10 protein-coding genes are annotated in these 13,736 nt (G+C 64.3%); 1 reads left to right on the forward strand and 9 read right to left on the reverse strand.

All coding sequences use genetic code 11. The features are described from left to right. Positions 1-21 precede the first annotated feature (21 nt). From B5526_RS25725 to B5526_RS25750, 6 genes are all read right to left on the reverse strand, one after another. A complete protein-coding gene (locus tag B5526_RS25725; protein ID WP_079542641.1) occupies positions 22-1,407 on the reverse strand; it encodes a M16 family metallopeptidase in 1,386 nt (461 codons plus the stop codon). Further along, positions 1,404-2,792: a M16 family metallopeptidase gene (locus tag B5526_RS25730; RefSeq protein ID WP_079542642.1), complete on the reverse strand. Its 1,389-nt coding sequence runs from the start codon at positions 2,790-2,792 to the stop codon at positions 1,404-1,406. Before B5526_RS25730 ends, B5526_RS25725 begins: the two co-directional genes overlap by 4 nt. A 105-nt stretch (positions 2,793-2,897) precedes the next feature. Beyond that, positions 2,898-3,611, reverse strand: coding sequence for a hypothetical protein (locus B5526_RS25735; RefSeq protein WP_079542643.1), 714 nt, complete (start codon positions 3,609-3,611; stop codon positions 2,898-2,900). An 86-nt stretch (positions 3,612-3,697) separates the two neighbouring features. Beyond that, positions 3,698-4,198: a signal peptidase II gene (gene lspA, locus B5526_RS25740; RefSeq protein WP_079542644.1), complete on the reverse strand. Its 501-nt coding sequence runs from the start codon at positions 4,196-4,198 to the stop codon at positions 3,698-3,700. A 226-nt stretch (positions 4,199-4,424) separates the two neighbouring features. Further along, on the reverse strand, positions 4,425-7,457 hold the full coding sequence (gene ileS / locus B5526_RS25745) for an isoleucine--tRNA ligase (RefSeq protein WP_079542645.1): 3,033 nt from the start codon (positions 7,455-7,457) through the stop codon (positions 4,425-4,427). A gap of 348 nt (positions 7,458-7,805) precedes the next feature. After that, positions 7,806-8,789 (reverse strand): bifunctional riboflavin kinase/FAD synthetase, encoded by a 984-nt coding sequence (locus B5526_RS25750; RefSeq protein WP_079542646.1) that lies wholly within the window; start codon positions 8,787-8,789, stop codon positions 7,806-7,808. Positions 8,790-9,022: 233 nt separating this feature from the next. Here B5526_RS25750 and B5526_RS25755 point away from each other — a divergent pair, with 233 nt between their 5' ends. After that, the gene (locus tag B5526_RS25755) at positions 9,023-9,418 is read left to right on the forward strand and encodes a response regulator (protein WP_079542647.1); all 396 of its coding nucleotides are present in this window, start codon (positions 9,023-9,025) and stop codon (positions 9,416-9,418) included. 198 nt (positions 9,419-9,616) lie between these two features. Here B5526_RS25755 and B5526_RS25760 read toward each other — a convergent pair whose 3' ends face one another. From B5526_RS25760 to B5526_RS25770, 3 genes are all read right to left on the reverse strand, one after another. Next, positions 9,617-10,471, reverse strand: a complete 855-nt coding sequence (locus tag B5526_RS25760; RefSeq protein WP_079542648.1) for a TIGR01459 family HAD-type hydrolase — start codon at positions 10,469-10,471, stop codon at positions 9,617-9,619. A 9-nt stretch (positions 10,472-10,480) separates the two neighbouring features. Next, positions 10,481-11,944, reverse strand: a complete 1,464-nt coding sequence (locus tag B5526_RS25765) for an EAL domain-containing protein (protein ID WP_079542649.1) — start codon at positions 11,942-11,944, stop codon at positions 10,481-10,483. Positions 11,945-12,293: 349 nt separating this feature from the next. Further along, positions 12,294-13,640, reverse strand: coding sequence for an aspartate aminotransferase family protein (locus B5526_RS25770; protein WP_079542650.1), 1,347 nt, complete (start codon positions 13,638-13,640; stop codon positions 12,294-12,296). Positions 13,641-13,736: the final 96 nt, after the last annotated feature.

The following is a 13,736-nucleotide window of genomic DNA, read 5'->3' on the forward strand; positions in this document are numbered from 1 at the left end:
ACCGTTTGTCTTCCGAAGCTGTCAATTCGCCGTAGGTGCCGCCACCGCGGCCGGCTGTGCTGCGGCCTGCGGGGCGCGGCCGACGACCACGGTGAGCAGGCCCTGGCCCCACAACCGCTGCGCGGCCTTTTTCGCCTCGTCCAGCGTCACGGCGTCGACGATGGCGTTGCGCTTCTCGATATAGTCGATCGGGAGCTTGTCGAGCTGGTACTGCAATAAAGCCGCCGCCAGCTTCGAGGAGGTGTCGAGCGCCAGCATTTGCGAGCCCTTAAGATAGGATTTGGCCTCATCGAGCTCCTGCTGGGTCGGGCCGTCAACGGCGATGCGGCGGACTTCCTTCTCGATGGCATCGATGGTCTCGCCCGCGCGGTCGGCGCGGGTTCCGGTGGTGCCGGCCACCAGGGCCGAATGGTCCATCCAGAGCAGCGATTCATAGATCGAATAGGCAAGGCCGCGCTTCTCGCGGACCTCGCGATAGAGCCGCGACGACAGCGTGCCGCCGCCGAGAATGTGGTTCACGACATAGGCGGCCATGAAATGCGGATCATGGCGCCGCACCCCGGGGCCGCCGAACATGACGACCGTCTGCGGCACGTCGAGCGGAACGAAAGCGCGCTGCGGCGGCTTGGCGGCCTCGACATCCGCGACCGGTATCAGGCTGGCCTTGGCCGGTAATCCGCCAAAGGTCTGGTCGAGCAATTTGCCGAGCGTTGCCGGATCGACATCGCCGACCACGGCGATCTTGAGCGTATCCTTGGCGAGCACGCGGCGGACATAATCCTTCATGTCGGCGACGTCGATCTTCGGCACGCTGTCCAGTGTGCCGCTGGTCGGCCGGCCATAGGGGTGGTCGCCATAGGCCATTTCCAGGAATTTGCGGCTCGCCAGCGAGGTCGGATTGGAGGTATCGCGCTTGAGGCTGGAGATCACCTGGGAACGAATCCGTTCGACATCGGCGCTGTCGAAATGGGCCGAGGTCAGCGCCATCCGCAACAGGTCGAAGGCTTCGTCCTTGTTATCGCGGAGCATGCGCAGGCTGCCGCGGAATTGCTCCCGCGTCGAGGTGAAGCTGAGCTCGATGGCGCGACGGTCGAGGCGCTCATGGAACGTATTGGAATCGAGATCGCCTGAGCCTTCGTCGAGCAGGTCGGCGACCAGATTGCCGACGCCGGGCTTGTCGGCGGGGTCCTGGGTCGCGCCGCCGCCGAAGGCGTATTCCATCGCGATCAGCGGCACGGTTGAGTCCTGCACGAACCAGGCCTCGATACCTCCGGGCGAGATCAGATGCTGGATTTTCGCCGCCGCCTGCGATGGCGTCGAAGCCAGCGGCAGCATCGCGAGGAGGGCGGCGACAACGAGGGCGATGCGCCGCGCGCCAACCTTGTAAGACACGAACGGATAGGTCACGAACGCTTCTCCTCGCGCTTCGGCGCAGTGTCTTTGATCAGGTAGCCGGTCACCGAGCGGTTCTTGTCGAGCCATTTTTGCGCGGCGGCGCGGACCTGTTCGGCGGTGACGGCGCGAATCCGGTCCGGCCAGCTTCTGATATCCTCGACGGTGAGGCCGGTGGTCAGCGCCCCGCCATACCAGCGCGCCAGCGTCGCCTGGTTGTCCTGGGCGTAGATTGCTTCCGCGATCAGCTGCGTCTTGACGCGCTCGAGATCCTCAGCTGAAGCGAGCTTTTGCCCGACATCGGCGATCACGCCGTGGATCACCTGTTCGATCTGCGAAAACTCGACGCCCTGCTTCGGCGAGGCCGAGATCACGAACTGCGTCGGATCGAGCGAGGTGCCCTGGTAGCCGGCGCCGGCAGAGACCGCGAGCGGGTGGTCGACCACGAGCGCCCGGTAAAGATAGGAATTGCTGCCGCCGCCCATCAATTGCGCCAGCACATCGAGCGCGGCGCTTTCCCCTGATGCTGCGGTGGCGGCCGACGGCACCAGGTAATAACGCTTGACGCTCGGCTGTTCGACGCGAGGATCGGCGAGCGTCACGCTGCGCGGTGCGACCGGCTCCGGCTCCTGCGGGCGGGTCCGCTGCGCCGGGATCGCCGGCTGCGGGGCGACCTTGCCGAAGGTCTGCTCCGCCATCGGGCGGACCTCGCCGATATCGACGTCGCCGGCGATCACCAGCGTCGCATTGTTCGGCGCGTAAAAGCGCCGGTAGAACGCCAGCGCATCGTCGCGGCTGAGCTTTTCGATCTCATGGTGCCAGCCGATCACGGGGCGGCCATAGGGGTGATTGAGGTACAGCGCCGCCATGATCTGCTCGGTCAGCCGCGCTTCCGGATTGTTGGCGACGCGCATGTTGTATTCTTCGAGCACGACGTCGCGCTCCGGCAGCACGTTCTCGTCCTTGAGGACAAGGCCGGTCATGCGGTCGGCCTCGAACGCCATCATCTCGGCGAGATGTTCGCGCGGCACGCGCTGGTAGAAGCCGGTGTAATCGGTCGAGGTGAAGGCGTTCTCGTTGCCGCCGATCCGCAGCACGGTCTGGGAGAATTCGTCCGCGGGATGCTTGGCTGTCCCCTTGAACATCAGATGTTCGAGAAAATGCGCCAGCCCCGATTTGCCCGGCGTCTCGTCGGCGGAGCCGACCTTGTACCAGATCATCTGGGTAACGACTGGGGTGCGGTGATCCGGGATCACCAAAACCTTCAGGCCGTTGGCAAGCGTGAAGCTGGCCGGCGGATCCGACGTCACGGTGGTCTGGGCAAGAGCGGTGCCTGTTGAGATAGCGAACGCCGGAAGCAGCGCGACGAGGAGAGAGGCAGCTAAGCGATATGAGGACATTATGACCCGTTTGAACGCCCGGACAGAAGCGTCCGGGCTGAAACCGCGGCATCGTACACCGCGCGGCTGCCGGCACTCGTCAAGAAGCTGCGAGACGAAGGGCGGCTATTCGCCATACTTGCCGGCGGCCGGGTTGTATTCCTTGTTCAAGGATTCCTTGGGCCCGGTGCCGTACATGAAATTCGGCGACGGGGTCTGATACCCCGGAGGCGGCTGGGTCAAGGATTCCCGCGTCGGCTCACCCTTGAACGGCGCCGTCTCGCTCTTGCTGCCGCCAAAAAGCCCGCTGAAGCCGCCGTTGTAGCCGAGCTGCGAGGGGCTGAGGACGGCGCTGGCCCCCGGATTGCCGCCGGGCTGATCGACTGATTCGCCGCCGGTGGATTTCGGGCCGCGGGCATTGAGTTCGCTCGGCATCAGCACGCGGCTGGCTTCGCGTGGATCCTTGTTTTCTTTCTTCCGCCGCGCGATCACAGCCTTGCGCCGCGCCTCGTCGGGGTCTTTCGGCCAGTTTGGATCCTTGATCTCGCTCTTTGCGGTTTCCGGCGGCGGCAGATCGATCTTCGGGGGCACCACCAGCGGGGACCGCTCGCGGTAATCGATGCCCCGGTTTTCCATATTGGTGCCGCCGATCCCGGCCATGATGCCTTCGATGACCTTCTCCTCGAAGGTCTTGTCATCCTCATCATCGTCCTGGGCGCGGGCGGCGCCGGCGGTTACGACAAGGCCGATACCGAGGGCGACGACAGCGAGCCGGAGGGTGCGCGTCAGCGCTCCCGACGAATTCTGCATCATCCAACCGTTGCCTTCGGGCTCGCGCATCGCGCTGTTCCTGTTCAATATTTCGCTAGCTGGCCGATCTCAACCGCAGTTCCCCTACTGCGACCAAGGGGTCGTATCAGCCGGGATCAGGGCGCTTTTGCGGCGGGTACCCCCAGGAAGGAATCATACAACAGCGCCGCGACGCCAGCAACGATCGCCACGTCGGCAAGGTTAAACACGTACCAATTGAAGGGTTTTCCCCCAATCTGGACGTGGAATAGGGCGAAATCGACCACCGCGCCGTAGGCGAAGCGGTCGATGGCGTTGCCGATGGCGCCGCCGATGATCATTCCCAGCGCAATGGTCGCGATCAGGGTGCGCGACCGCGCCATCCAGATCGCCAAAACCACCACCGCCACCGCCTTGATGATCATCAGGGCGATCTGGGCGAACTGGCTGTCGTTCTGAAACCACCCAAAACTGATCCCGACATTCCAGGCCAGCACCAGATCGAAGAACGGCGTGACCTCGACCGCGCCGCGGTGGCCGATGTCGAAGACGAACAGCAGCCAGACTTTTGAGGCCTGGTCGAGCACGAGCACGGCAAGTGCGGCGAGGATGCCGGGGCGGAGGCGGGAGGTCTTCATGGTGCGATCGCGGCCGCAAAAAATGCTGTCGTCCCTGCGAAATCAGGGACCCCCGCGTGAGCGCAGCTTGCGCTCATCGCGACGCCGTGACGGTTCTTGTTTGAAAGGTGTTCGTTCATCTTCCTTTGTCTATCGCAAACGCCGGTGGTTATGGGTCCCTGCTTTCGCAGGGACGACGATGGTCGGTTAGCAGGAACGACGGTAGAGTTGAATTCACCGGACGATATCAGACCGCAACCCCGAGCGCCTTCCATTCGCGGAGCGCCTGCGCGTCGCGCGGCGAGACGTCGGGATATTCGGCGTCCTCGCCGACGCTCGGCAGGATTTTCCAGGAACGCGCGCATTTGGTGCCGACGGCCTTTTCGACCACGACGGCAACGCCGGGTACGTCGTTCAGGCGGAATGCGTCGGGGGGCGCCTCGCCCTCGCGCACCTCATAGTTCGAGGTGATCGAGACTTCGGCGAGGTCGACGCCGAACAATGTCGCCAACATCGTTCGGTCCGACACATAGATGATCGGCGAGGCCTCGAGCGAGGAGCCGATTTTCTTGGCGGCGCGCTCGACTTCCAGCGCGCCGGTGACGACGCGCCTGATATCGCGGATCGTCTCCCACTTCGCGGCGAGCTTCTCGTCGCGGAAGGATTCAAGCCCGTCCGGGAACAGTTTTAGGTGCACCGACGGCTCGGCGTCGGGCCGATAGAGCCGCCAGGCTTCGTCAGCGGTGAAGCTCAAGATCGGCGCGAACCAGCGCAGGATCGCATCGCAGATCATGTCGATTGCGGTCAGCGCCGCCTTGCGCGCCTGCGACGACGGCGGATCGCAATACAGCGTGTCCTTGCGGATGTCGAAATAGAACGCCGACAATTCGGTGTTCATGAACGCCGAAAGACTGGCGACCACGGTCTTGTAATCGAACTCGGCGTAAGCCTGGCGCACGATCGACGCCTGTTGGCTAAGCTGATGCAGCATCAGCCGTTCCAGTTCGGGCATCTCGGCAGGCGCGACCGCTTCGCCGCGCTTGAAATGATGCAGCGTGCCGAGCATCCAGCGGATCGAGTTGCGCAGCTTGCGGTAGGTCTCGATGGTGTTTTTGAGGATTTCCGGGCCGATGCGCTGGTCGTCGGCATAGTCGGTGGCGCAGACCCAGAGCCGCAGGATGTCGGCGCCGGACTGCGCGATCACCTTTTGCGGCTCGACGGTGTTGCCGATTGATTTCGACATCTTGCGGCCGTTCTCGTCCAGCGTGAAGCCGTGGGTCAGCACGATATCGAACGGCGCCCGGCCGCGGGTGCCGCAGCTTTCCAGAAGCGACGACTGGAACCAGCCGCGGTGCTGGTCGCTTCCTTCCAGATACATCACGGTGTCGTCGCCGCCATCGACCTTGCGCTTGATGCCGGCGAGCCCCGGGAAGTGCACGGGGTCTTCCAGCACGAAGGCGTGCGTCGAGCCGGAATCGAACCAGACGTCGCAGATGTCGTCGACCTTCTTCCACTCTTCGTTGGCGTGCGAGCCGAGAAAGCGTTCGCGGGCGCCGTCCATGTACCAGGCGTCGGCGCCCTCCTGCTCGAAGGCCTCGGCAATGCGCTTGTTGACCACCTCATCCTGCAGGATCTCGGCCGAGCCATCGCCCTTCTCGCGCACGAACACCGCGATCGGCACGCCCCAGGCGCGCTGGCGCGAGATCACCCAATCGGGTTTGCTCGTGATCATGCCGTTGATGCGGTTTTGCCCTGATGGCGGCACCCATTGCGTCACCCCGATCGCATTCAGCGCGCGGGTGCGCAGGGTGTCGCCATGATGCGCGTGGCCGTTGTCCGCAATGTCCTTGTCCATCGCGATGAACCATTGCGGCGTGTTGCGAAAAATCACCGGCTTCTTCGAGCGCCAGGAATGCGGGTACTGATGTTTTAGCCGCCCGCGCGCCAGCAGCGTGCCGCGTTCGACCAGCGCCTTGATCACGGCCTCGTTGGCGTCGCCCTTCTCGCCCTTGTCGTTGATGACGCGTTTTCCCGTAAAACCCGGCGCTTGATCGGTGAAGGCGCCGTTCTCATCGACGGTATAGGGGATGGTGGTGTTGATGCCGCGCGCTTCAAGCGCGCGCGCATTCGCCGTCCAGACATCGAAGTCCTCTCGGCCATGGCCGGGCGCGGTATGGACAAAACCGGTACCGGTATCGTCGGTGACGTGATCGCCTTCGAGCAACGGCACGCGGAATTCATAGCCGCCCGCAAACCCCTGCAGAGGATGGGCGCATTCCATCGCCGCCAGCACCTTCGCCGGTACGTTGCCGACTTTCTCGTAAGCGGTGACGCGCGCCTGTTTGAACACCGCATCCGCCAGCGTCTCGGCGAGGATCAGGAGATCGCCGGTTTTCGCCCAATTATCCGCCGGCGATTCGGTGACGCGAAAAAGCCCATAAGCGATCTTCGGCGAGAAGCTGATGGCGCGGTTGCCCGGCAGCGTCCACGGCGTGGTGGTCCAGATCATGACGCTGGCGTCGCTGACGGCCTGCACGATCGCGCCCGAGGCATCCTTTCCGGAAGCGAGCTCGACCTGGGCGACCGGAAACTTCACCCACACCGTATCCGAGGTATAATCCTCGTACTCGACCTCGGCTTCCGCCAGCGCGGTCTTTTCCACCACGCTCCACATCACGGGCTTGGAGCCGCGATAGAGCGTGCCGTTGGCGGCGAACTTCATCAGTTCGCGCGCGATCTGGGCCTCGGCGAAATAATCCATGGTGGCGTAGGGGTGATCCCAGTCGCCGATGATGCCGAGCCGCTTGAATTCCTCGCGCTGCACGTTGAGCCAACGCGTCGCATAGGCACGACACTCTTTCCGGAACGCCACCATCGCCGCGGAATCGCGAAAGTCCGGCTTGGCCTTGCCCTTGGAGCGGTAGTTCTCCTCCTCGATCTTCCATTCGATCGGCAGCCCGTGGCAGTCCCAGCCCGGCACGTAATTGGAATCGAAGCCGAGCATCTGCTGGCTCTTGGTCACCACGTCCTTGAGGATCTTGTTCAGCGCGTGCCCGATATGGATGTTGCCGTTGGCGTAAGGCGGGCCGTCATGGAGGACGAATTTCGGCCGGCCAGCGGCCTCCTCGCGCAGCCTGCGATAGAGGCCGATCTCATTCCAGGTCTTGAGGATTTCCGGCTCGCGCTGCGGCAGCCCCGCGCGCATCGGGAATTCAGTCTCTGGCAGGAACAGGGTTTTGGAATAGTCGGAAGCGTCGGACTTTTGCGGCTTTTCGGACATGAAGGCTCTGGTTTGGCTCAAAGGGCGCTAAAACGCGATTTTTCGCGGATGAATCAGTCGGGGTCCCGGACTTGCGCTGAGCCGAAGCTCAGGCGGAAGCCGGGCCGCTAATGCTGATGGTGCGCCGCGCAAACATGCGGCTTTCCATAGCAGCCGGGGGCGGGAAGCGCAAAGGGGCCCCGCACACGCCAGCGTCATCCCCGGATGAGCGCAATTGCGCTCACTCGGGAGGTGCGAGCCTTGCGGTGCACTTGCACCGCTGGGCGAGCCTCGAAGGATGGGCCACGGGCTGTCATCCTTCGAGGCTCGCCGAAGAGGCTCGCGCCTTCGGAATGAGCGCAGTTGCGCTCATTCCTGAGATGACAGGATGGTTCCAAGCTTGGGGAAGGCCCCAGGCGCGGCGGCCAGAAGCGCGCGGGCCCAGGCGCTGTCGTCGTTCATCTGGGCGACCAGCGCCTCCACGCTGTCGAACTTCAATTCCTCGCGGATGAAGCCGATGAAGGCGACATCGAGCACGTCTCCATAAAGGTCGCCGTTGAAATCGAACAGGAAGATTTCCAGTAGCGGCGCGCCATTGTCGAACGTCGGCCGGCGGCCGAAGCTCGCGACGCCATCCAATCGCTCGCTTCCCCGGCCGGCCCGCACCGCATAGATGCCGTGCTTCAAGCCGCAGTTCTTGTCGAGCCGGATATTCGCCGTGGGATAGCCGAGATCGCGGCCGCGCTTCTCGCCATGGATCACCTCGCCGCAGACGAACCAGGGGCCGCCGAGCATCGCGGTGGCGTCGTCGATCTGGCCCTCGGCGAGCGCCATCCGGATCGCGCTGGAAGATACCGGCCGTTCCTCGATATCGATGTGCGGCTGCACATCGACCTCGATGCCGAGCCGGGGCGCTTCGTTGACCAGAAGGCTCGGCGAGCCGACCCGTCCCTTGCCGAAATGAAAGTCGTAGCCGACCGCAATTCCGCTGACGCCCAGCCGCTCGATCAGGTCATGGTGAATGAAATCTTGCGCCGTGGTCCCGGCCCGGGCCTTGTCGAAGATCATCACCACGGCGCCGGCGAGCCCGGTGCCGGCCAGCAGCCTTAGTTTGGCGGCCTCGTCGGTGAGGCGAAACTGGGGCGTGTTCGGGCTGAAAAACTTGCGCGGGTGCGGTTCGAACGTCACCGCCAGCGCCGGCCGGCCATGGGCGCGCCCCATCTGCAGGGCAGCCGCGATAACCGCGCGGTGGCCGAGGTGGACGCCGTCGAAATTACCCATCGCCACCACCGTCCCCTTGGGGATCGCGGTTAAGGGCGTGCTGTCGCGGATAACGGTAAAACCAGGCGTCATATCAGGAATGCTTCAACGGAGGTCCGGATCGGGGCGCGACCGTGGCGCGGCGGGGCCAACCAAGTCAAGCGGGGCCGGGACCCGCGGCGGTTGCGCCTTAGGTATGTTCTTTCGGCGGTGCCCGATTAACGGGCTGTTTAACGGCTGCTGCTAGTGCTGGGAGGCGAACTGCGGGCTGTTCGGGCCCGTGCAGGCTGTTGGTTTGCGGCGTTTAGTGGTTCTGGGGGTCCAAGATGGCGGTTGATACGTCGATGTCGGTTCTGGTGGTGGATGACTACAACACCATGATCCGCATCATCAGAAATCTTCTGAAACAGCTTGGCTTTGAGAATATCGACGACGCCAGCGACGGATCGGCGGCGCTGAACAAGATGCGCAGCAAGAAATACGGCCTCGTGATCTCCGACTGGAACATGGAGCCGATGACCGGTTACGACCTGCTCCGGGAAGTCCGCGCCGACCCCAATCTCGCGACCACCCCGTTCATCATGATCACGGCCGAATCCAAGACCGAGAACGTGATCGCTGCCAAGAAGGCCGGCGTGAACAACTATATCGTCAAGCCGTTCAATGCCGCGACCCTGAAGACCAAGATCGACGCGGTGTTCCCGGATACGGTGAGCGCGTAAAGGCGCGCTCCTGCCTCGCCCCGATTGCCGGCTTTCTTCACCTCGCCCCGCCCTTATGCGGGGAGAGGTCGAAATTCGCATTAGCGAATTTCGGGTGAGGGGCAGGGCACACTGCTTGCCAACTCAAAGTCTTGACGCGGCGACAGCCCCTCACCCCAACCCTCTCCCCGCGAAGAGCGGGGCGAGGGAGGAGCACCCCTACCACCGCAACTCCCGCATCAGCGCCTTTGGCGGGTGGCCGAACAATTCCTTCACCGAGGCGGGATCGAGCTGGTCGATACCTTCAAAATCCTCGGCGTGGATGCCGCGGGTGACGAACAGGCAATCGATGCCAAAACCGTGGGCGCCGGCGAGATCGGTGCGCACCGAATCCCCGATCGCCAGCACGCGATTGAGCGCAATCGGATGGCTCTGCCGCTCGGCGGCGAGTTCGATGGCGCGCTGATAGATCGGCCGGTGCGGCTTGCCGTAGAAGATCACCTCGCCGCCGAGTTCGCGGTAGAGCTCGGCGACCGCGCCGGCGCAATAGATCAGCCGGTCGCCGCGTTCGACCACGATGTCGGGATTGGCGCAGATCAAGGTCAGCTTGCGCTCGCGCGCCTTGAGCAGCATCGCGCGATAGTCTTCCGCCGATTCGGTTTCGTCGTCGAACAAGCCGGTGCAGACGATGTAATCGGCTTGTTCCAGCGGCGCCAGCACCGCGTCAAGTCCGCGATGGATCGAGCTGTCGCGCTCCGGGCCGATCCAGTACATTTTGCGGCCGGGGTGCTCGGCGACAAAATGCCGGGTCAAGTCGCCGGAACTGACGATGGCGTCATAGGTATCGTCGGCGACACCAAGCTTGCGCAACTGCCGCTGCACCGAATCGGCCGGCCGCGGCGCGTTGGTAATCAGGATCACCGTGCCGCCGCCTTTACGAAACTGATGCAGCGCCTCGCAGGCCTCGGGAAACGCCTCCAGCCCGTTATGAACCACGCCCCAGATATCCGAGAGCACGACGTCGACGGAGCTTGTGAGGTCGCGCAGTCGCTCGACAAAATGAAGCGACGTCATGATGGCCGGTCAGCCCGGTCCCGCGGCGCGCCGCGCCAGCGCGGCGTTGCCGGTCGCGCGCTGGGGATCGATCGGGGAAGCATCGATGGATGCGGTCTTGCCAGAGCCATTGGGTTCCTGCGCCTTGTTGGGGGGAGCCCCGCCGGTAGCAGATGCGCCCTCCGGCCGCAACGGCCGCGGCGGCGCGAACAAAAACCCTTGCCCGAACCGGACGTCGTAATCGAGCAGATCGACCACCGCCCGCTCGCCCTCGATGCGTTCGGCGATCAGGTCGATGCCGAAGCGGCCGAGCAGGTCCGACAAGTCCGACGGGTGAATGTCGGATGTTGAAGTTTGCCTTTGATCGAGCAACAGCGCCGCCGGCACCTTGATGAAGCGGACGCCGCGGTCGGCGAGTTCGCGCGGCTCGATCCGCAAATCGGTGACGTGGTCGATCGAGAAGCGGTAGCCGCGCTGCGCCAGCGCCGCCAGATGCTCGGTCTCGGTCGGGCCGAGATTGCGGAACGTCGCCTGCTTGAATTCGAGCACGAAGGACGGCGCCAAGGCCCGGTTGGCCTCGAGGAAATCAAGGCACTGCGTGAAGGTCACGGGATTGCCCAAGGTCGCGGCGGCGACGTTGCAGAACACGCCGACATCCTTGTTGCGCACCATCAGCCGGCGCAGCACCTGCACGCATTTCAGCATCACCATGTGATCGATGCGGCCGATCAGCCCGGCCGCTTCCGCAACCGTGATGAAATCGTCGGCGGCGAGCAGCTGGTCCTTGTCGTCGCGCAGCCGCGTCACCGCCTCGTAGAAGCGCACCTTGCGCTGCGGCAGCGTCACCATCGGCTGCAGATAGATGTCGATCCGGTTTTCCTCGACCGCGCTCTTCACCGCGGCCAGCACCTGGGGCTGGCTGCGCGAGGGTGAGGGCGCCTCGGCGATTTTCGGCTGCGCCACGGCGGGGGGCGGGGGAACCGCGGTGCTGGTTTCCTGCGCGAACATTGGCGCGACCGGTTGCGGTTCATCGTCCGGCTTGCTCGCGGGCGCGGGTAGGGCGGCAGGGGCGGCAGCGGCCGGCACCCCCGCGGCCAACATGTCGTCATGGCTGGCGACGGAGGCCGCGAGCTGCTTGACGAGGGTCCCGAGTTCGCTGATCTCGCCGACCACGCCCTGGATGCGCTCGGCGCCCGCGGCATTTGCCGAGGCGACCCGGCCTTCGACGGTGGCTAGCCGCCGGCCGAATTCGGCGACCTGACGGGCGAGGTCGGCGGTGCCGCGCGACAGGTCGGCGATCTGGCCGCCGACATCGGTGCGGTCGCGCAGCCGCATCGACACGGCGTTGTAAAGGACGAGGACGGTCAGGGCGGCCAGCGCGACGATCGCGGATTCCGATCCGCTGATGCCCGCCACCGCATACAGGGTCAGGCCGAGGGAGGCGGCGACCAGCACCATGCAGATGGCGATGAAAATCGTGGAAATGCGGATCATGTCGTGCGGAAAGCCCTCAAGTCCATAAGGTCTCGTGGCTTGAGAGAAACGCGGTGTCCACCAAGTCCGCTGCGCTCCCCCAAGCCGGGCAAGCTTAGCATTAATGTTGATTCGAAGAGCTAGTGTTCTTTTGCCACGGGGGAACGGGAGGTTCCGTGGTTCGTGTCCGGCTTTGCGGCAGCTGCCGTGAACTCCCTCGCCCCGCCCTTCGCGGGGAGAGGGCTGGGGTGAGGGGCCTCTGTCCGCGAGTACAGCGGGTGACGGGGCATCGTGCCATGCCCCTCACCCGAAATTCGAGTTGCACTCGAATTTCGACCTCTCCCCGCAAAAGGGCGGGGAGAGGTAAGAACTAGGCCACCGCGCGGATCACCTTGGCGACCTTTTCGACGATCTCGCCGACCTGGTCTTCGCTGACGATCAAAGGCGGCGTCAGCGCCAGCGAATCGCCGGCGATGCGCAGCATCAGGTCGTTGTCGTGGAACGCGCTGTTCAGGGCGTCGAAACCGCGTTTTCCCGGCGAATCTGCGCGCGGCGCGAGGTCGATGCCGGCCGTGAGCCCGACGGTGCGGATATCGGCCACGTTCGGCTCGTTCTTCAGCGACATCACGGCGTCGGCGAATTTCGGCTCGAGCTTGCGCGCGCGCTCGAACAGGTTTTCGTCGCGGTAGATGTCGAGCGTCGCCAGACCCGCCGCGCAGGCGAGAGGATGCGCCGAATAAGTATAGCCGTGGGTCAATTCGACGACGTGCTCCGGGCCGGCCATGAAGGCGTCGTGGATGGTGTCGCGCACGATCACCCCGCCCATGGGTGCTGCGCCATTGGTGATGCCCTTGGCGAAGGTGATCATGTCCGGCACCACGCCATAGCGTTCGGCGGCGAACGCATGACCGAGCCGGCCGTAGCCGGTGATGACCTCGTCGAAGATCAAGAGAATGCCGTGCTTCTGGGTGATTTCGCGCAGCCGCTTGAGATAGCCCTTCGGCGCCGGCAGCACCCCGGTCGATCCCGCCATCGGCTCGACGATCACGGCGGCGATGGTGTTGGCGCCGTGCAGATTGACCAGCCGCTCCAGCTCATCCGCGAAATGCACGCCATATTCCGGCTCACCCTTGGTGAAGGCCTGCTTCTCGCGGTCGTAGGTCGCCGGCAGATGATCGACGCCGGTCAGCAACGAGCCGTACATCTTGCGGTTATTGACGATGCCGCCGACTGAAGTTCCGCCAAAACCGACGCCGTGATAGCCGCGCTCGCGGCCGATCAGCCGGATACGGCTGCCCTGGCCCTGGATCTGATGATAGGCCAGCGCGATCTTGAGCGCGGTATCGGCGGCTTCGGAACCGGAATTGCAGAAGAAGACGTGATCGAGGCCGGCCGGTGCCAGTTCGGCGATGCGGCTTGCGAGTTCGAAGGCCTGCGGAATGCCGAACTGGAACGGCGGGGCGTAATCCAGCGTCTCGGCAATCTTGGCGATCGCCGAGGAAATCTGGCTTCGGCCATGGCCGGCATTGCAGCACCACATGCCGGCGGCGGCATCGATGATGTTGCGGCCGTCGACGGTCAAATAATGCATGTCCTTGGCGCCGGCGAGCAGCCGCGGTGCCTTCTTGAACGCGCGGTTGGCGGTGAACGGCATCCAGTGCGCCGCGAGGTCGTTGGGGACGTTGACGGCGGGGGGAAGCGGGCTCTTGTCCAGCATGGGGGCCTCTTTAGCGTTTGGGGCGCGATGGCTTTGCCGTGAGGCTATCAGCTTCGGCGCGCCACGGAAACGCCGTCAGCCGCACTTTTTCCGCCC

Origin of the sequence: Bradyrhizobium lablabi (genome assembly GCF_900141755.1) — a bacterium.
In the GTDB taxonomy this organism is placed as follows: domain Bacteria; phylum Pseudomonadota; class Alphaproteobacteria; order Rhizobiales; family Xanthobacteraceae; genus Bradyrhizobium; species Bradyrhizobium lablabi_A.